Raw genomic sequence first — 21,125 nt, forward strand, 5'->3', positions numbered from 1 at the left:
ATGTCTCGAGGCGCCTCAGGCCCCCGCGGCCGCCGCCATGACGCTTCCCGCGCCGCCGCCCGGGACCGCCGTGGCGCGGGACAGCCGGGGGGCGAGGTCGCCCCGCGGTCCCACGACCGTCTCGTCCAGGCCCAGCCAGCCGGCGAGGAGCTCAAGCTCCGCCCCGAGCGCTGCCGCGGTGCCGTCGGTCGCGTGCGCGGTGGCGTGCGCCGCCTGCACCCGGAGGACGCCGGCCTGCCGGTCGGCCTTGAGGTCGACCATCGCGGTGATCGCGTCCCCCTCGAGGAAGGGCAGCACGTAGTAGCCGAGGGTGCGGAGCGGTGCGGGCACGTAGATCTCGATGCGGTAGTAGACGTCGAACAGCGCCTCCAGCCGGCGCCGCTCCCACACGAGCGGGTCGAACGGGCTGAGCAGGGCCCTCCCCTCGGCCCGGCGCGGCAGCCGCGCGTCCCGGTGCCGGAACGTCGGCTGGTCCCAGCCGTCGACCCGCACCCGCGCGAGCACACCGTCCTCGACGAGCTCCGCGAGCGCCCGACGTACCACGGGGCCCTTGAGCCGGAAGTAGTCGGCGAAGCAGCGCGCCGTCCCCACCCCGTGCGCCCGCGCGCCGAGCGCGAGCAGCTCGCGCACCGCGTCCGCGTGCGGCACGGGCTCGACGGTGCGCACCGCGGGCGGCAGCACCCGCTCCGGCAGGTCGTAGCAGCGCTCGAACGCGCTGTTGCGCCGCGCCGACATCACCTCGCCGGTGAAGAAGAGGAACTCGAGGCACCGCTTGGCGACCGTCCAGTTCCACCCCCATTCCTCCCGGGTGCGCGGCGTGGTGCGGCCCGCGGCCTCCAGCTCGTCGTGGATCTCGCGCGCCGTGACCGGCCCGCGCTCGGCGACCATCTGCCGCACCAGGTCGACCTCGTGCGCGTGGGCGAGCGCGGTGCCGGAGATCTCGCCCCACGCCTCGTCCAAGTAGTTGCGGCGCCGCCACTCGAGCAGCGGGTACGTCGTCGCGGGCACGAAGGACGCGACGTGCGCCCAGGTCTCGACGATCCGGCGCGGCGAGCGGCCCGACGCCCGGTCGAGCAGGCCGACGTCGTACGGCCCGAGCCGCGAGAACAACGGCATCAGGTGCGCCCGGGCCAGGACGTTCACCGAGTCGATCTGCAGCAGGTTCAGGCGGTCCACCCCCGCCATCGCGCGCCGCATCGACACCTCTCCCTCGGGGCGCGGGCGGTGCAGTCCTTGCGCGGCGAGCGCGATGCGCCGCGCCTGGGCGAGCGAGAGGGTGTCCACCCCGGCATCCTGCCCGCGCCCACCGACACCCGCCGAGACGGAGAGGGGCCCGCCGAGATAGAGAGGGGGGCCCGCACTATAAAGGCGGGGCCCCCCACCCTCGCGGGGGGGGTCCCCCCCCCCCCCCCCCCCCCGGCCGGGGCCCCGCGGGCTAGCGTGGGGGCCCCCCACTCTATCTCGGCGGGACCCCTCTCCGTCTCGGCGGGTGTCTGCCCTGGCGTCAGGTGAGCTCGGTGACCGGCTCGGCGCCGTCGACCTGGGTGTCGAGCTGGATCACGCCGTACGTCCAGCCGCGGCGCCGGTAGACGGCCGCCGGGCGGGCGGACTCCTTGTCGATGAAGAGGAAGAAGTCGTGCCCCACCATCTCCATCTGGTAGACGGCGTCGTCGACGGTCATCGGCTCGGCGCGGTGCAGCTTCTCCCGGATCAGCACCGGCGAGTCGCCGAGCTGGTGCTCGACCGCGTCGCCGGGCTCGGCGAGCGTCGCGGGGGCGGCCTCCGTCTCGCGCTCGGCGGCCACCTCGTCGTACGGGCGGACGTCGACGGCGGGGATGACGTCGTTGGAGCGGCGGCGGTGGTCCTTGCGGCGGTCGCGCGCACGGCGCAGGCGCTCGGTCAGCTTGTCCAGGGCCAGGTCCAGCGCACCGAAGCGGTCGTCCGCCGCGGCCTCCGCGCGGATCACGGGCCCCTTGTCCCGGACGGTGAGCTCCACCCGCTCGCGCAGCTCGGACAACCTCGGGTTGTTCTCACGCGTGACCTCGACGTCCACGCGACGGGCGTAGGGGGCGAGCTGGGTGACCTTGGCGAGCTTGTCCTCCGCGTGACGGCGGAAACGCTCCGCCACCTCGGTGTGCCTGCCGACGACGACGATCTCCATCGTGTTGCTCCACTTCGTCGTGGGTCTGCCCGACTCGAGCGACCCGGTTGTGCTGTCTGGGCACCTCGAGGGGTGCCGGTATCGGCACCACCTCCCGGTCGCCGGGCACTCGGCCCGGCCGCGGTCGCGGGTCGGTCAGACGGTCCGCTCGTCGCGTTCCACCTGCCGTCGGATACCTAGGCTAACCCCTCCCGGTGGCCCGGGTACACCGAGGGCGTCGCCGCCTCGACGGGCGTCGCCGGACGGCCCGGCGGGGGTGTCGCCGCGACCACCAGCGCGGCGACGACCTCGGCCTGTGCCGCCTCCAGCGCCCGTTCGGCGGAGGCCAGCGTGGCCCCGGTGGTGACGACGTCGTCCACTAGCAGGCAGACCGCCCCGGACGCGACCTCGGCCGAGGCCCTGCGGTGCACGACGACGCCGGTCGCGAGGTTGCGGCCCCGCGCCCGGGCCCCGAGTCCTACCTGGTCCCGGCTGTGACCGCGCCGCCCCAGCGCCCGTACGACGTGTGCCGGGACGCCCGCGTCACGCAGGCCCTGCGCCACCGCGCCGGCGAGCACCACGACGTGCTCGCGGCCCCGCGCCCGACGCGCGGCCGCCGTCGACGGTGCGGGGACGACGAGGACCGGCGCACCCCGTGCCGCGGCGGCGACCGGCCCCGCCACCGCCCCCGCGGCCCTGCGCACCGCGGGCACGAGCAGCCGGTCGAGGTCGACCCGGCCCCGGTCCTTCCAGCCGACGACCAGCTCCCGGACCTCGCCCGCATACGGCGCGAGCGCCCACACGGGCAGCGGCTCCACGCCGTCGAGCCGGTCGAGCCGGGGCGCCGCGTCCTCGACCCGCCGCGGGACGCCTGCCAGCGGGGCGGCGCAGGCCGGGCAGCAGCGCACGTCGGGCAGCCCGCAGCCTGCGCACGCCACGGGCACGACGAGGCGTGCGAGCTCGCGGGCCCAGCCGGCTGCCCGGCCCAGCGGTCGTGCATCCCCTCGTCGTCGGACCATCCCCGGAGTCTTGCCGAGAGTGCCGGCGTCCCGACCCGACGGACACGCCCCTGGGGACCACGACGGCGCGCGGGCCCCTGGGGACGACGTCCGGCACCCGTCAGCCCGGGTAGGCGACCGCCGTCACGCCCTCGGACACCACCGGCCACAGCGACGACGTCTGACGCGAGTACAGGGTCCCGTCGCCGTCGAGCACGAGCATCGCGCCCGTGCCGACCGACGACGTGACCCACCTCGGGCCGGTGACCCCCGTCACCGTGCGGGTCTGCCCACCGGTGCCGGCCTGGCCACCGACCCCGGCCAGCGACAGGATGCGGTCACCGTCGTTGTTCATGCCGAGGATCGCCAGCACCGCGCCCTCCTGCCACGACGCCAGCGCGGCCTGGCTGACCGGCGCGCCCACCTGGACCGGGTCGGACAACCCCGTGGGGACCCCGTCGGCGTCCCGCTGGATGCCCGCGACGTGGACGCTGCGGCCACCGGTGCCCGAGCTGACCACCGCGATCCGCGCACCCTCCGGCGACACCCGGACCGAGAGCACCGCCCGGTCCGCGAGCCAGCTCACGTCGACCGGCTGCACCTGGCCCGAGGCCAGGGCCACGAGCAGCTCGTCGCCCTGGGCGCTCCACACCGCGTCGAAACGGTCGACCGACGGCGCGACGAGGTTGGTCCCGGACATGAGGACCGTCTGCCCCTGGTCCCCGGACACCCGGACGATCCGCTCCTTGCCGTCGCGCACGACCACCGGGCTGTCGCCGCTGCCCACCGCGAGCGCCGTCGGGTCCAGCCCCTCGAGGCTCACCGCGAGGTCCGCGTCCTCCAGGGAGTGGCCCACCACCTCCTGGAGGCCGTCGGCGGTCAGCGCGCGGGCGGCCCCCAGGGTCCGCGGCCGCGGCAGCTCGACCACGGCCGACTCCGGCACGACCAGCGGCGACGTCCGGTCCGACAGCACGACGTCGCGCCCCTCGCCGCCCTCGACCAGGGTGGCCTCGAGCTGCGCCAGGGCGAGCGCCCGCTCCTGGCTCGTGGCCTGGGTGATCGTCGAGGTGAGGCTGACGTCGATGGTCCCGTCGTCGCCCACGGTCACCGCGTCGATCGCGAGCGTGGTGCCCTCCGGGATCACCGTCACCGTGGAGTCCGCCAACCACTCGGGCGGGCCGGCGAGGATCTGGCTGGTCGCGTCCGTGCGCCAGGTCTGGCGCGGGAACCACCGCACGTCGGGCACCCACCAGCTCAGGTCGGGCGTGGGGAAGTACAGGCTCGTGAGGTGGAACGCCTGGCCGAAGAACGCCGTCGACAGCATGAGGCCGTCCTCGAGCTGGGAGATGCGCCACTCGCCGTCGGCCTGCCGCGTGAGCTCGAAGGTGACGGCCTCCGGGCTCGGCCGCGCCTCCTCCGTGTACACCCCGTTCTCGTCGAGGGTGGCGACGACGTTCGCCCGCGCCGTCACGACGGCGGTCGTGACCTCGGCGTCGGTGGCCTCCTCGTCCGCCGGTTCCTCGGCGAGGGAGCTGTCCAGCAGCGCCTCGCCGTCGAGCACCAGGACGCGGGCGTAGCGGTCCCACCCCGTCCACGCGCTGCGCGTGACGAACTCCTGCGCCGCCGCGAACGAGCCGGCGGACGTGGGGCCCGCCGCCGCCTGCGTGAGGAAGCCCCGGACGATCTCGTCGGGACTCGCCCCCGGGGTCGGGCCGGCGGGGATGAACCCGATCTCGCTCGCCTGCTCCAGCTCGGCGGCGCCGTCGCGCACCGCGCCGTCGGTGGGGATGCGGGCGCACCCGGCCACCACCGCGAGGGCTGCCACCGTCGCCGCGAGCAGCGCCGTCGTCCGCGGTCGCCGTGGGGTTCTCATCGCTCCTCCTCGGTCCGTGCCCCGCCACCGGACGGGCCGGGGGTCGGTGCGCCCTTCGGGTCGACGGCGGTCGTGTCGTCCAGCGCCCCCACGCCCGGCTGCTCCAGGTCGGGGATCTCGGTCGGTGTCGGCCCCGTCGGCGGGTAGACCACGGGAATCTGCCCGGTCGGGAGGTTCGTGACGCCCTGGTCGGCCTCGAGCGGCAGCGGCGAGCGCTCAAGCCGGATACCGGCGCGCCGCGGCAGGGTCAGCCGGAACGTGGACCCCTCGCCGATCTTCCCGGTCACCTCGAGCCAGCCGGCGTGCAGGCGCGCGTCCTCCAGCGAGATCGCGAGCCCCAGGCCCGTGCCGCCGGTGGTGCGTGCCCGCGCCGGGTCGGCGCGCCAGAACCGGTCGAAGACCCGCTGGAGCTGGTCCGGCGTCAGGCCGACACCGTGGTCGCGCACCACGACCGCGACGGCGCGCGCGTCCGCCGCGACCTCCACCTCCACGGGCCGCCCCTCGGCGTGCTCGACGGCGTTGACCACCAGGTTCCGCACGATCCGCTCGACCCGGCGCGGGTCGACGTCGGCCGTCGCCGGCTCCTCGGGCAGAGTCACGGACAGGAACACGGACTTGGACTCCGCCAGCGGGGCGGCACCCTCCACGACCCGGTTCACCAGCTCGCGCAGGTCGCGGAGCTCGACGTCGAGCACCGCCGCGCCGGCGTCGAAGCGGCTGATCTCCAGCAGCTCCGTGAGCAGCAGCTCGAACCGGTCGAGCTGGGTCTGCAGGAGCTCCGCGGATCGCCGCGCCGCCGGGTCGAGGTCGTCGCGCGAGCCGTGGATGACGTCGCCCGCCATCCGGATCGTCGTCAGCGGGGTGCGCAGCTCGTGCGACACGTCCGACACGAACCGCCGCTGCGCGGTCGACAGCTCCTCCATCCGGGCGATCTGGTCCTCGAGGTTCGCCGCCATCTCGTTGAAGGTGCGTGCGAGCGTCGCCATCTCGTCGTGACCACGGCTGCCCGACATCCGCTCGTCCAGGTGACCGTCGGCCAGGCGCGACGCGACCGTGGCCGCCCGGCGGACCGGTGCGACGGTCTGCCGCGTCACGAACCAGGTCAGGACGCCGATCAGCACGAGGATCGCGGTCGCGCCGATCGCGAGGATGCGCTGGACGAAGGACAGCGTCTCCTGCTCCGCCTGGAGCGAGTAGACCGCGTAGAGCTCGTACGTGCCGATCGTCGGCACCTCGACCGTCGAGCCCACCACCACGCCGGGCTCGGACGCGTCCGAGTCCGTGAACTCGGCCGGGATCCGGACGGACTGCAGCACCTGGCCGTCGGACGCGAGCGTCGCGACCCGCAGCTCCGGGCTCACGATCTCCTCCAGGCCCACCTCGGTGGCGGGCTCGACCAGCCGCACGCTCACGTCCGGCCCGCTGAGCAGCAGGAAGTCCTGCGCGCTCGAGGCCCCGACCGCGAGGGTCTGGACCATGGTGGTCAGCAGCGTCGTCAGGTCCGACGTCGTGGTCGCGGGCGAGGAGCTGAACGACGTGCGCACCTGCTCCGCCATCGCCGCGTTCTCGAGCTCGATCCGGTCCACCCGTTGCTCGAACAGCCCGTCACGGATCGAGAAGGACAGGTACACGCCGAGCAGCGAGGCCGCCAGGAAGCCGACGGCCAGCGCCGACGCGACCACGCGCAGCTGCAGGGACGACCGCCACCGGTGCGCCACCGCGCGGCCCCGCCGGGCCACCCAGCGGCGCGACCGCCGCCACGTCTCGGAGACGCGGCGCGCGGCGTCCTCAGCGCGGGGCACCGGCCTTGTACCCCACCCCTCGCACGGTCAGGACGACGGTCGGGTTCTCCGGGTCGCGCTCGACCTTGGACCGCAGCCGCTGCACGTGCACGTTGACCAGGCGGGTGTCGGCGCTGTGCCGGTAGCCCCACACCTTCTCCAGCAGCACCTCGCGGGTGAAGACCTGCCAGGGCTTGCGCGCCAGCGCGACCAGCAGGTCGAACTCCAAGGGCGTGAGGCTGATGCGCTCGCCCTCGCGGGTGACGCTGTGGCCCGTGACGTCGATCTCGACGTCGCCCACGCGCAGCCGCTCCGGGCCGGGCTCGTCCGTGCGTCGCATGCGGGCGCGCATCCGCGCGACGAGCTCCTTCGGCTTGAACGGCTTGGTCACGTAGTCGTCGGCACCGGACTCCAGGCCGAGGACGACGTCCACCGTGTCCGTCTTGGCGGTGAGCATGATGATCGGGGTCCCGGACTCCGCCCGGATCTCCCTGGCCACCTCGATGCCGTCCTTGCCGGGCAGCATCAGGTCGAGCAGGACGAGGTCGGGCTGCTCGTCGCGGAAGGCGGCGAGCGCACTGTCCCCGTCCGTGCAGAAGGCCGGCTCGAACCCCTCGGAGCGCAGGACGATGCCGATCATCTCGGAGAGGGCGGTGTCGTCGTCTACCACCAGCACGCGGGACTTCATGGGCCTCAGTCTGCCAGGCTGTGGACTGCTGCGTGGGGCACCTCGCCCCGGGGTACTAGGGTCGTGCCGTCCAGCGGCACCGGTTCTCCGCCTCCGCGGTCGCGGACGCCCCTGCTCGACCCCCAGAGTTTCACCCGCACGCCCGACCACCGGCCGACCCCGCCGCCTGTAATCTCCCGACCCGACCGCTGCAGTTCCCCGACCCGACCGCCCAGAGATCCCCCGACCCGACCGCCCAGAGATCCCCCGACCCGACCGCCCAGAAAAGCCGCCCGGGAGGCCGCGATGTCCACGCCCGATCAGCCCGCACCGCCGTCCGGCTGGGGTGACACCCCCGAGCCACCGCGGTACGGCCAGCGCGCCCCCGACGCGCCGGCCCCGCCCGCGGGGTCGCCGGGCCAGCAGTACGGGCAGGGGCAGTACGGGGAGAGCCGGTACGGCGGTGGCCAGCCCGGCCAGACCCCGTACGGGCAGGGCACGCCGGGCGCGCCGCCGTACGGCCCGCAGGACTCCAAGCCCGGGATCGTGCCGCTGCGGCCGCTGTCGCTGGGCGAGATCTACGACGGCGCGTTCAGCGCGATCCGCCACAACCCGGCGGTCATGCTCGGGATGTCCATCCTGGTGCTCCTCGTCGCGACCGTGCTCGGCCTGCTGGTCGGCCAGCTCGCCGTGCCCCCGCTGACGGCGTTGTTCGGCGCCGGCGCGACGGCCGACCCCATGCTCGCCGGCTTCGAGAGCCTGTACGCCCAGATCTTCGCGACCGGCCTCGGCAGCGGGGTGACCGTCATGCTCGCCACCCCGGTGGTCGAGGGCATCCTCACGGTGTCGCTGAGCCAGTCCGTCATCGGACGCAAGGCACCCGTGGCCGAGGTGTGGGGCAAGGTACGTCGCCGGGTCCCCGTCCTCGTCGGGTGGGCGCTGCTGCGCTCGATCGGCGTGGGCATCGTCATCGGCGGCTGGCTCACGCTGATGATCATCGGCATCGCGTTCACCGCGGAACAGTCCACGTGGCTGGCCGTGACGCTCGGCTTCGTGGCGGTCATCGGCTTCCTGGTCGGTGCGGTGTGGCTCGGGGTGCGGCTCGGACTGGTGGCGCCCGCGCTCGCCCTCGAGGGCAAGGGCCTGGGCACCACCCTCGCCCGCGCATGGCGCCTGACGCGCGGCTCGTTCTGGCGCCTGTTCGGCATCTACCTGCTCGCGTACGTCATCGTGTACTTCGCGGCGAGCATCATCACCACGCCCATCCAGTTCATGGTCGGATACTTCGGCGCCACCGACACGAGCACGCTCACGCTGGCCACGATCATCGGGATGGTCCTGGCGACCCTGATCTCCACGGCCGTGACCACGATCTTCATGTCCTCCGTGGTGTCGCTGCTCTACATCGACGTGCGGATGCGGCGCGAAGGGCTCGACGTCCAGCTCGCGACGGCGGCGGCCTCCCAGGACGGCGACGCCCGGCCCGGCACGCGGTGACCCTCACGTCCGGGCTGCCGGCGACCGCGCTCGCGGCCGCCGGCGGTCTGCTGCCCGCGGCCGTCCCCGTCGACCCGGACCGTGCGACCGCACGCCGCTGGCTCCTCGAGGAGCTGTCCAAGCCCGAGTACCAGGAGGATCCGTCCCTCCTGATGCGGTTCCTCGAGTGGTTCGCCGGTCTCTTCGACGACCTGCCCGCCCTCGACAGCGGTCGGGTGTGGCTGGCCGTCGTGCTGGTCGTCGTGGTGCTGGTGATCGTGCTGATCGCCTGGCGCGTGGCCGGCCCGATCCGGCTCTCGCGCCGCGCCCGCCCGTCGGTCGCCGTGCTCGAGGACGACTCCCGCACAGCCGCCGAGCTCCGGGCGTCTGCCGACGCCGCCGCCGCACGCGGCGACTGGTCGACGGCCATGCTCGACAGGTTCCGTGCGCTGGTGCGGTCGCTCGAGGAGCGCGTGGTGCTCGACGAGCGACCCGGCCGTACCGCCCAGGAGGCAGCGGCCGCCGCCGCGGACCGCCTCCCCGACGTCGCCGCGCAGCTGCACCGCGCCGCCGCCCTGTTCGACGACGTCTGCTACGGCACGCTGCCCGCCCGAGCGGAGGACGACACCACCATGCGAGAGCTCGACACCCGGGTCGCCGCCCTGCGCCCGCAGCTCCCGGCCACGGTGGCCGCACCCGGGCCGGGTGATCCGGCATGAGCGCCACTACCGCGGAGCCCGCGCTCGCCACCGGCGCGGGGTCGACCTCCTCGACCGGCGGTGCCCTTCCCGACGGCACCGTCGTCGGGGACGGCACCACGGGCCGCAGCCGGGCCGCGCGCCGGTGGCGGCGCGCCCGCTGGACCCTTCTCGTGCTCGCGCTGTTCGCGCTTGTGGTGCTCGTCCTGGCGGTCTCCCGCCCGACGACGTCGACCGTGCCGTACGCACCGGACAACGTGGGCGGCTCCGGAGCCAGGGCCGTCGCGGAGGTGCTCGCCGACCACGGCGTCGAGGTCCGCCACGAGACGCGGGTCGCCGACGCCGTCGCGGCCGCGGGGCCGGGCACCACCCTGCTGGTCACGCCGTCGCCGCTCCTGCTGCCCGAGCAGGCGGAGGCCATCGCCGCGTCGGCCGCCGACGTCGTCGTGCTCGAGGCCGACAGGTACACCGCCGAGGTCGTCTCGGACGGCGCGGTGACGCGCGTCCCTGCCGGCGGCACCCCCGGGGCACCGGTCGCCCCGCGGTGCGACCTGCCGGCCGCCGTCGCGGCCGGCGACCTGCTCCTCGCCGAGGGCGGCCTGGAGGCCATGCCCGGGCACGGCGACGACGTGACGCTGTGCTGGCCGGGCGAGGCGGGCGCCACGCTGGCGCACCTGACCCGCGACGACGGCGCAGGCGACGTGACCCTCGTCGACGACGCGACCTTCCTGATCAACGACGCCGTGCTCGACGACGGGAACGCCGCGCTGGCGCTGCACCTCCTCGGCGCGCACGAGCGCCTCGTGTGGCTCGTCCAGGACCCTCTGGACACCAGCTCGACCAGCGACGAGGCCTCCACCCCGACCGGCGCCCTGCTGCCGTCCTGGGCAGGCCCGGTCGGCCTGTGGGCCCTCGTCGTGGCCCTCGTGACCGCGATCTGGCGCGGACGACGGCTCGGCCCGCTGGTGCCGGAGTCCCTGCCGGTCGTGGTCCGTGCCTCCGAGACCACCCGTGGCCGCGGCCGCCTCTACCGGAGATCCCGCTCGCGCGGGCACGCCGCCGCCGGTCTGCGAGCCGGGACGGCCGAACGCGTCGGGCAGCGTCTCGGCGTCCCCCGGTCCGCCGACGCGACCGCCCTGACCGATGCCGTCGCCCGCGCCACCCGGCGCGCACCGCAGCAGGTCGCCGACCTGCTGTACGGCCCCCCACCCACCGACGACGACGCGCTGACCGAGCTCGCGCGTCGGCTCGACACCCTGGAGAGCGAGGTCCACCGATCGTGACGACCCCCGAGGACAGCCCGACCACCGAGCCCACACCGCCGGCCGTGCCCGTCGAGACCGCACCGCCGGTCGAGGCGGCCGCGCCCGCCGAGGGCGCACCTGTCGAGGCAGAGGCCGTCGAGGCAGCGCCCGTCGAGGCAGCGCCCGTCGAGGCAGCGGCCGTCGAGGCAGCGGCCGCGCCGTCGGCCGGCCCCACCGTCCCGTCGCGCGAGCTGCGTGCCGCGCTCGCGGGCGTGCGCACCGAGGTCGGCAAGGCCGTCGTCGGCCAGGACTCCGCCGTGACGAGCCTGCTCATCGCGCTGCTGTGCTCCGGGCACGTGCTGCTCGAGGGCGTGCCGGGCGTCGCCAAGACGCTGCTCGTGCGCGCCCTGGCGGCATCGCTCGACCTGGGGACCACGCGCGTGCAGTTCACGCCCGACCTGATGCCCGGCGACGTCACGGGCTCGCTCGTGTACGACGCGCGGACGGCCGAGTTCTCGTTCCGGGAGGGGCCGGTCTTCACGAACCTGCTGCTCGCCGACGAGATCAACCGCACGCCTCCGAAGACGCAGGCCTCCCTGCTCGAGGCGATGGAGGAGCGGCAGGTGTCGGTCGACGGCCGGCCCCGCCCGCTGCCGGAGCCGTTCGTCGTCGTCGCCACCCAGAACCCGGTGGAGCACGAGGGCACGTACCCCCTCCCCGAGGCACAGCTCGACCGCTTCCTGCTCAAGGTCGTGCTGCCCGTCCCGGACCGCGAGCACGAGATCGAGGTGCTGGCCCGCCACGCGGCCGGCTTCGACCCGCGTGACCTCGCGGCCGCCGGCGTCACGGCCGTCGCGGGTGCCGAGACGCTCGCCGCCGCCCGCGCCGAGGTGCGCCAGGTGCAGATCGCGCCGGAGGTCCTCGGCTACGCCGTCGACGTGTGCCGCGCCACCCGCCGCTCCCCGTCGCTGTCGCTCGGCGTCTCCCCCCGCGGGGCGACGGCGCTGCTGGCCACATCGCGCGCGTGGGCCTGGCTCTCGGGGCGTGCGTACGTGACCCCCGACGACATCAAGGCGCTCGTCCACCCGACGCTGCGCCACCGGGTTCAGCTGCGCCCGGAGGCGGAGCTGGAGGGTGTCACGGCCGAGAGCGTCCTCTCGACCGTGCTCGCCGCCGTCCCGGTCCCTCGATGAGGGTCGGTCGTCCGGCCCGGCCCCGGCCCTCGTCGAGCCCCCGTCCCTCGCCGGGGCGGGGGCGCCCGACGGCGCGTGCGGGCGTCGGAGCTCGCTCTCGGCTGGGGGTGCGATGGCGCTGACGTGGCGCGCCGCCGCACTGGCGGCGCTCGGCATCGTGCCCCTCGCCCTGCTCCCTGCCCGGGCGACGGTGCTCCTGTGGCTGCTCGTGGTGATCGCCGTGGTCGCGCTCGACCTCGCTCTCGCGGCGTCGCCCCGGCAGGTCGCCGTGCGCCGTACCGTGCCGCGCGCGGTGCGGCTGGGCGTGCAGGCCGGCTCGGAGCTGGTGCTCACCCACACCGGGCGACGCCGCCTGCGTGCGCTCGTGCGCGACGCCTGGCCGCCGTCCCTGGTCCCCGACGTCCCGTCGACGACCGCGGGCGGTCCGGTGCTGGCGCGCTCCGCCCGGCACACGGTCGACCTGGGGCCCGGCGAGTCCGCGCGGGTGCGCACCCCGCTGCGGCCGACACGCCGCGGCGACCGCGCTGCCGGCCCGGTCGTGATCAGGTCGTTCGGGCCGTTGCGCGTCGCCGCCCGGCAGGTGTCCCTCCCCGTGCCCGGGCGTATCCGCGTGCTGCCCGAGTTCTCGAGCCGCCGGCACCTGCCCTCGCGCCTCGCGCGCCTGCGCGAGATGGACGGGCGCGCCGCTGTCCAGGTGCGTGGCGAGGGGACGGAGTTCGACTCGCTCCGCGAGTACGTCGTCGGGGACGACGTGCGCTCGATCGACTGGCGCGCCACCGCGCGCCGCAGCGAGGTCGTGGTGCGCACCTGGCGTCCCGAACGGGACCGTCGCGTCGTCATCGTGCTCGACACCGGGCGGACGTCGGCCGCCCGGATCGGCGAGTCGGCCGAGGGCGACGAAGGGTCGAGCGTCGTCGGCGGCACCCGGCTGGAGGCGAGCGTGGAGGCTTCGCTGCTCCTGGCCGCGCTCGCGGACCGGGCGGGCGACCGCGTGCAGGTCCTCGCCTACGACCGTGCCCTGCGCGCTCGCGTCGCCGGGGCGTCCGGGCCCCGGCTGCTGCCCGCGCTCGCCGAAGCACTGGCCGTCGTCGAGCCCGCGCTCCTGGAGACGGACTGGCCGGGCCTGGTCACCCAGGTGCGGGCGCGGGTGTCCCAGCGGGCGCTCGTCGTGCTGCTGACGACCCTCGACCCGGCAGCCGTCGAGACCGGGCTGCTCCCGGTGGTGGCCCAGCTCTCGGGGACCCACCAGGTGGTGGTCGCCTCGGTGGCCGACGCCGACGTCGCACGGCTGCGCGCCGGGCGGGGATCGTCGACGGAGGTCTACGACGCCGCCGCGGCCGCCCGCGCCGGGCTGGAGCGCTCCGCCGTGTCCGCGGTGCTCCGCCAGGGCGGCGTCGAGGTCGTCGAGGCGCTGCCGGAAGAGCTCGCCCCGCAGCTCGCGGACACCTACCTGGCGCTCAAGGCGGCCGGGCGGCTCTGACGGCTCGCCCCCTGCGTTGTGAGCGGGCAATTGGCCCGCCGGCGACCGCTCGACCGGGCCAGTTGCCCGCTCACAACGCAGGGACGGGACCGGACGGGGTGGGGCCCGGGCTCAGCCGGCCGTCGGGAGCACCTCGCCCGCACGGTCCGGGTCGAGGTCGCCCGTCATGCCGGCGTCGGTCGCTCGCCGGCCCAGCACGAGCACATAGGCCCAGAACACCGCGAGCGCCACCGCACCGATGACGATCTTGAGCCACCACGGCAGCGTGGAGCCGGTGACGAAGCCCTCGACGAGACCCGAGAGCGCCAGCGCCCCCGCGAGGCCGATCGCGACCGTGACGAGCGCGCGCCCCTCCTGCGCCACGGCGACCGTCCGACGGCGCGGCCCGGGGTCGATGACGGTCCAGAAGATCTTGAGACCAGCCGCACCCGCGACGAACACCGCGGTCAGCTCGAGCAGACCGTGCGGCGCGATGAGCTGCAGGAACAGGTCGAGCTCGCCGTGCGCCGCCATCATCCCGCCCGTCGCGCCGACCGACACGGCGTTCTGCACCAGCACGAACACCGGCCAGAACCCCGTGATGCCGAGCCCCACGCACTGGGCGGCGATCCACGCGTTGTTCGTCCAGACCATGGCGGCGAAGGAGACGCCCGGGTCGTAGTACGACGCGAACGCGTCCTCGACGTAGGCCTTCTGCTCGGCCGGGGTGCCCATCGAGGCGAGCGCGGCGGGGTCCGTGGCGACGTGCACCCCGGCCACCACGGAGATCGCGAGGCACGCGACGATCACGGCGACGCTCCACCACCGGATCCGGTAGAGGGCCGCAGGGATCGTCACGACGACGAAGCTCGCGACGTCGGACCACGAGGGCTCGTGGGCGCCGCCGATCCGCACGCGCGCCCGCGACAGGAGGTCCGACAGGCGGGTGACCAGCACCGGGTCGGGGGCCGCCGAGCGCACGGTGGACAGGTGCGTCGCGACCTCTCGGTAGAGGCGGACCAGCTCGTCGGCCTCCGCTCCGTCGAGCCGGCGGCGTCGGCTGAGGCGGTCCAGCCGCTCCCACTGCTGGTTGTGCACGGCGGTGAAGGCATCGAGGTCCACGCCCGATAGCCTTCCACACGAAACTGGTCGCACGGGCGGGAGATGCACATGCACGACGGGATCCTCATCGGCGAGGGCGTGGTCCTCGACGCACGCCCTGCGTCCTTTGTGACGCGCTCGCTGGCGGCGCTGCTCGACCTGGCCGTGGTGGGGGTCGTGGTGATCGTGCTGGCCGTGGTGGCGGTCGAGCAGCTCGGCAGCCTCGACGGCCAGTGGCTGCGGGTCGTCTCGGTGGTGCTGTCGGTGCTGGTGATGGTGGTGGTCCCCGTGACGGTCGAGACGCTCACGCGCGGCCGCTCGCTGGGCAAGCTCGCGGCCGGGCTGCGCGTGGTGCGCGACGACGGCGGCCCCGTGCGGTTCCGCCACGCGTTCTCCCGGGCGCTGGTCGGGGTGGGCGAGCTGTGGCTCACCCTCGGCAGCGTCGCGCTGATCACCTCGTTGTCGAACCCCCGCGGCAAGCGGCTCGGCGACATGCTCGCCGGGACGTACGTGATCCGGGTGCGCGGCGGGCGCGGGTGGACGGCGCCGCTCGGCATGCCGCCGGAGCTCGCCGGCTGGGCCCGGGCCGCCGACATCCGCCGGTTGCCCGACGGCCTCGCGCTGGCCGCGCGGCAGTTCTTGGACCGCGCGGCCCGTCTCGCCCCGGCTTCGCGCGCGAGCCTCGCGAACGAGCTCGCCGGCCGGGTGGAGCCGTTCGTCGCCCCCTCGCCTCCCCCGGGCACCCCCGCGGAGGCGTTCCTGCACGCCGTCCTGTTCGAGCGCCGCGACCGGGAGCTCGCGCGGGGCAAGCAGGAGCACGAGCGCGCCCAGGCGCGCGCCGCCACCCTGCACCGGCTCCCCTACGCCGTGCCCGACCCCCGTACCTGAGCCGTCGTCCGCTCGCGGCGCGGCCGGTCCTCGAACCGGCCGAAGAGCCGCACGAGCACCAGCAGCACCACGAGGTACCCGGCGAACCAGACGGGACGTGACGCCCACCAGTCCGCGCTCCACGCCACGGGAAGACGCTGCCCCAGGCCCAGCAGGACGACGCCCACCACGGCGAACATCGCGGTGAGGTGCCACAGGTAGACGGTCATCGAGCGTCGCGACAGCACCTGCAGCACCCGCGCGCCGGCCGGCGTCGCCACGCTGCGCACCAGCGACTCGCGCGCCAGCAGCACGAGGCACACCTGCGCCACGCCGAGGGCCACGACGGGCGCCGTGGGCGGCCCCAGGTTGGAGATCGCGTCACCCGGCATGCCGATCATGCTCGGCGGGTAGGGACCGGCGACGACGAGGACCGCGAGCGCGACGACGGCGACCACGGCTCCCGCGCCGAGCAGGGCCCGATAGCCGCCGACCGACCCCGCTGCCCGGCCGCTCGACGGCCCCGCAGCGCTCGCGCGCCGGGACCAGGCGGATCGAAGATCGGCGTAGGCGACGCCCGCGAGGAACGGCACGGCCCACGCCAGCAGGATGTTCACCGACGCCAGCGCCGTGGTGAGGTCCCCCGGCAGCCCGAACCGCAGCCCGTCCACCAGGAGCGGCAGCGCCACCGCGACACCGAGCGCGCCCCAGCGCCAGCGTCGCCACGCGGCGTGCAGCACCGGCACCAGCGCGACGAGCACCACCCACACCGCCAGGAACCACAGGAGCTGCGGCGCCATCCGCGCGAGCCGCCACACCGCGGCGTCGGGCACCCCGAGCGTGAGCAGCACGCCGACGCCCACGGCCCAGGCTCCGGCGAATGCTCCGACCGGTCGCGCGGTGGCCCGCAGCCGGCCCACGACGACATGGGTCCAGGGCGCCGGACCACCGGGAGCCGCGGCGCTCGCGAGCCGGCCGTAGGCCGCGGACGCGCCTGCGGCGAAGAACAGCAGCGCCAGCGGCTGTCCCCAGGTGAGGAGCCACCCGGCCCCGTGCCCGAGCGCGTTGCCCACGTGCAGCGCCCGGCCGTCCCAGGTGGCCTCGGCCATGAGCCAGTGCAGCATCACGACGCCGAGGGTGCCGACCGCGCGCACGACGTCGACGAACGGGTCCCGCGGCCTGCGCGGCGCGCGGACGGGGGTCGGCGGCGGCGCAGCGGGCAGGACCGGCGGGGCCGGCAGGGCGGGAGGTCGGGGTACGGCGAGTGCCATGACGGGCTCCGAGGACTCGAGGGTTTGTCCCTCCAGCCTCGTGACCTGCACGTTCACCCGGAATCCGGCTGGCCTCCGCTCCCGCGGCGGCTCTTCCCCCGGTCCGCCCGGGGGAATTCCCTACCCGTCACCGTGTGAGCGGGCGAATGGCCCCCTGAAGTGCGCTTCAGGGGGCCATTCGCCCGCTCACAACATCTCTGGCAGGGTCGTCAGTCGTCCACGCCGAGGTAGTGCAGGACGGCGAGCACGCGGCGGTGGTCGGCGGCGTCCTGCGGCAGGTCGAGCTTGGTGAAGATGGCGGCGACGTTCTTCTCCACCGCGCCGTAGGACAGGAAGAGCGCGTTGGCGATGGCACCGTTCGAGCGGCCCTGCGCCATGAGCTCCAGCACCTCCCGCTCGCGCGGGGTGAGCAGCTCGACGCCCGTGGTCCGCGAGCGCGACGCGCCCATGAGCTGGCGCACCACCTCCGGGTCCAGCACGGTCTCCCCCGCGGCGACCCGACGCAGCGCACCGACGAACTCGGCCACGTCGGCGACGCGGTCCTTGAGGAGGTACCCGACGCCGCGCGCGTCTCCCTCGAGCAGCCGTGCCGCGTACTGCGTCTCCACCCACTGGGAGAAGAGGAGCACGGGCAGCCCGGGGTGCGCGGCACGCAGGGCCAGCGCAGCGCGCAGGCCTTCGTCCGTGTGCGACGGCGGCATCCGGATGTCGGCGACGACGACGTCGGGCAGGGCGTCCTGCGCGGCCAGCTCGGCGACCCGGGCCACCAGCGCCTCGCCGTCCGGGACGGCGGCCACGACGTCGTTCCCGCGGCGGGTGAGCAGGGCGACGAGCCCGTCGCGCAGGATGGCGGAGTCCTCGGCGATGACGACGCGGACCTCCGGCGCCGCGTCGTCCGCCCGTGCTTCGGTCATCGGCGGCCGGGCGCTCCGGCGCCCGTGGACGACGTACCTGGTCGGGGGGTACCTGTGAGAGGGATGATCACGGTGACCACCGTAGGCCCGCCGGCGGGGCTGACCACGCGCAGCAGGCCGTCCACCCCAGAGAGCCGGTCCATGAGCCCGGCGAGCCCGCTCCCCCGCCCGTCGGGCCCGGGCTCGCGCACGACGGCGCCGCCCCGGCCGTCGTCGTGCACGCGCACGACCAGGGCGGGCCGGGTCGAGCCGGTGGCCGGGTCCGCGGCGGGCTCGATGCCGGCGACGACGTCGACGCCGGTGGCCTCCGCGTGGCGGGTCGCGTTGGAGACGAGCTCGGCGACGGCGAAGTAGGTGATGGAGGCGACGCTCGGCGAGAGGTCGGCGTCGCCCAGGCCTGCGGCGTGCGCCCGCACCGGGACGGCGGCGCGTGCCGCGAGCGTCTCGAGGGCGACGGCGAGGCCCGCGTCGAGAGCGGGTGGCCGGATGCCGCGGGCGAGCTCGCGCAGCTCGGCGAGGGTGTCCTTGGTGCTGTCGTGCGCGGTCTCGAGCACGGCGGCGAGGTCGGCGGGGTCCGCGCCGTCGCGCAGCATCTCGCGCGCCTCGCCGATCTGCATCGCGACGGCGACCAGGTGGGCCTGGGTGCCGTCGTGCAGGTTGCGCTCGATGCGGCGCAGCCTGGCGTCGGCGTCGTCCACCGTGACGGCGCGCGCCCGCTCGACGTCGGCGACGCGGAGGCTGGCCTGCGTGGGGCCGAGGAGGCTGGTGGCAAGGAGGGCGAAGAGCGCCACGAACATGCGCTGCACCTGCGGCCACAGGTACAGCAGGATGACGCCGGCACCGAAGAGCATGAGCTGGCGCGCCGGGGTGTCGACGAACCAGTCCGTGCCGAACGACGCGCCCCGGTGCCAGCGGCCGTCGCTCGCCTGCTGCAAGGGCAGGAACTGCGACCAGGCCCAGTGCGTCGTCGCCCCGGTGGCGACCGCGAGGAAGACGGTGCTCACGACGAACGCGACGATCGCCAGCGGGAACGTCACCGCCATGTACAGCAGGGCGCGCCAGGCGGTCGCGTCGCCGAGCATCGCGCCGACCCGGCGCCAGAACCCCCGGCGAGGGAGCCTCGGCGTCGGCTCGGCGATCTCGACGTCCAGGAACCGGATCGCCATCCGCCGGTACATCGCGCCCCAGCCGCGCATGCCCAGCAGCACGGCGCCCGCCACGAACAGCCCGATCACGGTGACGGAGACCGCCGCGATGAACCCGATGGTGAACAGCACGTACGTGAGGGCGAACGGCGCCAGCAGCAGGGAGAGCCACAGGAACCCGTAGGCGCGCCACGTGCGGCGGTCGAACGGGGCGAGCAGGAACGTCGGACGTTCGGACACCATGCTCGTCATGCTCCCAGGCTGGCCGTCCGGGTGCCGCACCGGCACCCGGACAGCCTCCGTGACCGAGGGGGACGTCCCCCGCAGGGCGACGTCCCCGGCGGTCTCAGTAGCGGTAGTGCTCGGGCTTGTACGGCCCCTCGACGGGCACGCCGAGGTAGTCGGCCTGGTCGCGGCTCAGCTCGGTGAGCCGGACGCCGAGGGCGTCGAGGTGCAGGCGCGCGACCTTCTCGTCGAGCACCTTGGGCAGCCGGTAGACCTGGCGCTCGTACTGCCGCTCGGTGGCCGGGCGGGCCATGTCGGCGTACAGCTCCATCTGCCCGATCACCTGGTTGGCGAACGAGTTCGACATGACGAACGACGGGTGACCGGTGGCGTTGCCCAGGTTGAGCAGACGGCCCTCGGACAGCACGATGATCGACCGGTCGCGCCGCTCGACGCCGTCCGCGCCGGCGCCCGCCGGCAGCGACCACTCGTGCACCTGCGGCTTGATCTCGGTCCTCACGACGCCGGGCACGGCGGCGAGGCCCGCCATGTCGATCTCGTTGTCGAAGTGGCCGATGTTGCCGACGACGGCCTTGTCCTTGAGGGCGAGCATGTGCTCGACCCGCACGACGTCCTTGTTGCCCGTGGTGGTGATGACGAAGTCGGCCTCGCCGATCACGTCCTCCAGGCGTGCCACCTGGAAGCCGTCCATCGCGGCCTGCAGGGCGCAGATCGGGTCGACCTCGGAGACGATGACGCGCGCACCCTGCCCGCGGAACGCCTCGGCGGCGCCCTTGCCGACGTCGCCGTAGCCCGCGACGAACGCGACCTTGCCGCCGATGAGGATGTCGGTGGCGCGGTTGATGCCGTCGGGCAGGGAGTGCCGGATGCCGTACTTGTTGTCGAACTTCGACTTGGTGACCGAGTCGTTGACGTTGATCGCCGGGAAGAGCAGCTCGCCGGCCTGGGCGAGGTGGTACAGGCGGTGCACGCCCGTCGTGGTCTCCTCGGTGACGCCGCCGATGTTGCGCGCGACGCCGGTCCAGCGCAGCGGGTCCGACTCGAGCGCGCGCCGCAGGACGCCGCGCACCACGTTCATCTCGTGCGTGTGGTCGGGCTCGCCGGGCAGCGTGTCCGGCGGGACGACGCCCGCGCGCTCGTACTGCAGGCCGAGGTGCACGAGCATGGTGGCGTCGCCGCCGTCGTCGAGGATGAGGTTGGGGCCGTCGTCGTCGCCGGCGCCCGGCCACACGAGGATCTGCTCGGTGCAGTCCCAGTACTCCTCGAGGCTCTCGCCCTTCCAGGCGAAGACGGGCACGCCCTGGGGGTCCGCGGGCGTGCCGTGCGGCCCCACGACGATGGCGGCCGCGGCCTCGTCCTGCGTGGAGAAGATGTTGCAGCTCGCCCAGCGCACCTGCGCGCCGAGCGCGACGAGCGTCTCGATGAGGACGGCGGTCTGCACCGTCATGTGCAGCGACCCGGCGATGCGGGCCCCGGCGAGCGGCTGCGCCTCGCCGAACTCGGCTCGCAGCGCCATGAGGCCGGGCATCTCGTGCTCGGCGAGGCGGATCTGGTGGCGGCCGGCGGTGGCGAGCGCGAGCGAACGGACCTTGTAGCGGCCCGGCACCTCGTCGAAGCCGGGGGTGGCGGTGGGTGCCTCAGCAGTGGTGGACACGGTGACCCTCCTGGGAGTCTGTCGGAGTCATGTCGTGTGCGCTGGGGGCTCCCGTGTGCGCGGCGGGCGCGCCGACGGCGCGGACCCGCACCCAGGGTAGTCCGGGGCGCCTGGGCCGTGCAGCGAGAACCTTCCCGGCCTGCCGCGTCCTTCGGGCGATCTCGCGACGTTCGCTTGACCCGATCCACATCGACGACGGCGCCCCACAGAGCCCGAACCCGGGGGGACAAACGCCCAGGTCGTGAGGCAGATCACGTCTTATATCACATTCGAGTAACGATCCCGGGTGAGTTATCGGGGCCCGAATTCTGTCAAATCCCCAGGACACCACGGGTAAAAGCCGCAGAACGGCCGCCAAGTCGTGTTGGCCATCCCCCCGTCAACCAGGGCATGGTGAA

Annotated in this window: 17 protein-coding genes; 6 read left to right on the plus strand and 11 right to left on the minus strand. The window is 74.7% G+C overall.

Annotated features, from left to right (window positions below):
• Window positions 1-15: 15 nt before the first annotated feature.
• The 6 genes from LEP48_RS14945 to mtrA all read right to left on the minus strand — a co-directional run bounded on the left by LEP48_RS14945 (window position 16) and on the right by mtrA (window position 7,480).
• Window positions 16-1,284 (minus strand): winged helix-turn-helix domain-containing protein, encoded by a 1,269-nt coding sequence (locus tag LEP48_RS14945; RefSeq protein WP_225566368.1) that lies wholly within the window; start codon window positions 1,282-1,284, stop codon window positions 16-18.
• Between the two features lie 220 nt (window positions 1,285-1,504).
• Window positions 1,505-2,161, minus strand: coding sequence for a ribosome hibernation-promoting factor, HPF/YfiA family (gene hpf, locus LEP48_RS14950; protein ID WP_225566370.1), 657 nt, complete (start codon window positions 2,159-2,161; stop codon window positions 1,505-1,507).
• A 176-nt stretch (window positions 2,162-2,337) separates the two neighbouring features.
• Entirely contained in the window at window positions 2,338-3,159 is an 822-nt protein-coding gene (locus LEP48_RS14955; RefSeq protein WP_225566371.1) for a ComF family protein, read from the minus strand.
• A 100-nt stretch (window positions 3,160-3,259) separates the two neighbouring features.
• Entirely contained in the window at window positions 3,260-5,011 is a 1,752-nt protein-coding gene (locus LEP48_RS14960) for an LpqB family beta-propeller domain-containing protein (RefSeq protein ID WP_225566372.1), read from the minus strand.
• The gene (gene mtrB / locus LEP48_RS14965; RefSeq protein ID WP_308010041.1) at window positions 5,008-6,813 is read right to left on the minus strand and encodes an MtrAB system histidine kinase MtrB; all 1,806 of its coding nucleotides are present in this window, start codon (window positions 6,811-6,813) and stop codon (window positions 5,008-5,010) included. The genes LEP48_RS14960 and mtrB overlap by 4 nt, the downstream gene beginning before the upstream one ends.
• Complete coding sequence (gene mtrA, locus LEP48_RS14970) at window positions 6,800-7,480, minus strand: MtrAB system response regulator MtrA (RefSeq protein WP_225566373.1); 681 nt, start codon at window positions 7,478-7,480, stop codon at window positions 6,800-6,802. The genes mtrB and mtrA overlap by 14 nt, the downstream gene beginning before the upstream one ends.
• A gap of 285 nt (window positions 7,481-7,765) precedes the next feature.
• On the opposite strand from mtrA, the gene LEP48_RS14975 reads away from it, so the two are divergent.
• From LEP48_RS14975 to LEP48_RS14995, 5 genes are all read left to right on the plus strand, one after another.
• Entirely contained in the window at window positions 7,766-8,956 is a 1,191-nt protein-coding gene (locus LEP48_RS14975; RefSeq protein WP_225566374.1) for a DUF7847 domain-containing protein, read from the plus strand.
• Complete coding sequence (locus LEP48_RS14980) at window positions 8,953-9,654, plus strand: DUF4129 domain-containing protein (protein WP_225566375.1); 702 nt, start codon at window positions 8,953-8,955, stop codon at window positions 9,652-9,654. Before LEP48_RS14975 ends, LEP48_RS14980 begins: the two co-directional genes overlap by 4 nt.
• Window positions 9,651-10,916, plus strand: coding sequence for a DUF4350 domain-containing protein (locus tag LEP48_RS14985; protein WP_225566376.1), 1,266 nt, complete (start codon window positions 9,651-9,653; stop codon window positions 10,914-10,916). The genes LEP48_RS14980 and LEP48_RS14985 overlap by 4 nt, the downstream gene beginning before the upstream one ends.
• Window positions 10,913-12,070 (plus strand): AAA family ATPase, encoded by a 1,158-nt coding sequence (locus tag LEP48_RS14990; protein WP_308010042.1) that lies wholly within the window; start codon window positions 10,913-10,915, stop codon window positions 12,068-12,070. The genes LEP48_RS14985 and LEP48_RS14990 overlap by 4 nt, the downstream gene beginning before the upstream one ends.
• A 112-nt stretch (window positions 12,071-12,182) precedes the next feature.
• The gene (locus LEP48_RS14995; protein ID WP_225566377.1) at window positions 12,183-13,550 is read left to right on the plus strand and encodes a DUF58 domain-containing protein; all 1,368 of its coding nucleotides are present in this window, start codon (window positions 12,183-12,185) and stop codon (window positions 13,548-13,550) included.
• A 111-nt stretch (window positions 13,551-13,661) separates the two neighbouring features.
• Here LEP48_RS14995 and LEP48_RS15000 read toward each other — a convergent pair whose 3' ends face one another.
• On the minus strand, window positions 13,662-14,651 hold the full coding sequence (locus LEP48_RS15000; RefSeq protein ID WP_225566378.1) for a stage II sporulation protein M: 990 nt from the start codon (window positions 14,649-14,651) through the stop codon (window positions 13,662-13,664).
• A 48-nt stretch (window positions 14,652-14,699) separates the two neighbouring features.
• On the opposite strand from LEP48_RS15000, the gene LEP48_RS15005 reads away from it, so the two are divergent.
• Window positions 14,700-15,518: an RDD family protein gene (locus LEP48_RS15005; protein ID WP_225566379.1), complete on the plus strand. Its 819-nt coding sequence runs from the start codon at window positions 14,700-14,702 to the stop codon at window positions 15,516-15,518.
• Here the strand turns inward: LEP48_RS15005 and LEP48_RS15010 are convergent.
• The 4 genes from LEP48_RS15010 to ahcY form a co-directional block, all read right to left on the minus strand.
• Window positions 15,491-16,768: an acyltransferase family protein gene (locus LEP48_RS15010; protein ID WP_225566380.1), complete on the minus strand. Its 1,278-nt coding sequence runs from the start codon at window positions 16,766-16,768 to the stop codon at window positions 15,491-15,493. The genes LEP48_RS15005 and LEP48_RS15010 overlap by 28 nt on opposite strands.
• Window positions 16,769-16,977: 209 nt before the next feature.
• A complete protein-coding gene (locus LEP48_RS15015) occupies window positions 16,978-17,682 on the minus strand; it encodes a response regulator transcription factor (RefSeq protein WP_225566381.1) in 705 nt (234 codons plus the stop codon).
• Window positions 17,679-19,079 (minus strand): sensor histidine kinase, encoded by a 1,401-nt coding sequence (locus tag LEP48_RS15020; protein ID WP_225566382.1) that lies wholly within the window; start codon window positions 19,077-19,079, stop codon window positions 17,679-17,681. The genes LEP48_RS15015 and LEP48_RS15020 overlap by 4 nt, the downstream gene beginning before the upstream one ends.
• Window positions 19,080-19,173: 94 nt before the next feature.
• The gene (gene ahcY, locus LEP48_RS15025; protein WP_422723845.1) at window positions 19,174-20,727 is read right to left on the minus strand and encodes an adenosylhomocysteinase; all 1,554 of its coding nucleotides are present in this window, start codon (window positions 20,725-20,727) and stop codon (window positions 19,174-19,176) included.
• Window positions 20,728-21,125 lie beyond the last annotated feature (398 nt).

The organism is Isoptericola luteus, from assembly GCF_020297055.1.
In the GTDB taxonomy this organism is placed as follows: Bacteria; Actinomycetota; Actinomycetes; order Actinomycetales; family Cellulomonadaceae; genus Isoptericola; species Isoptericola luteus.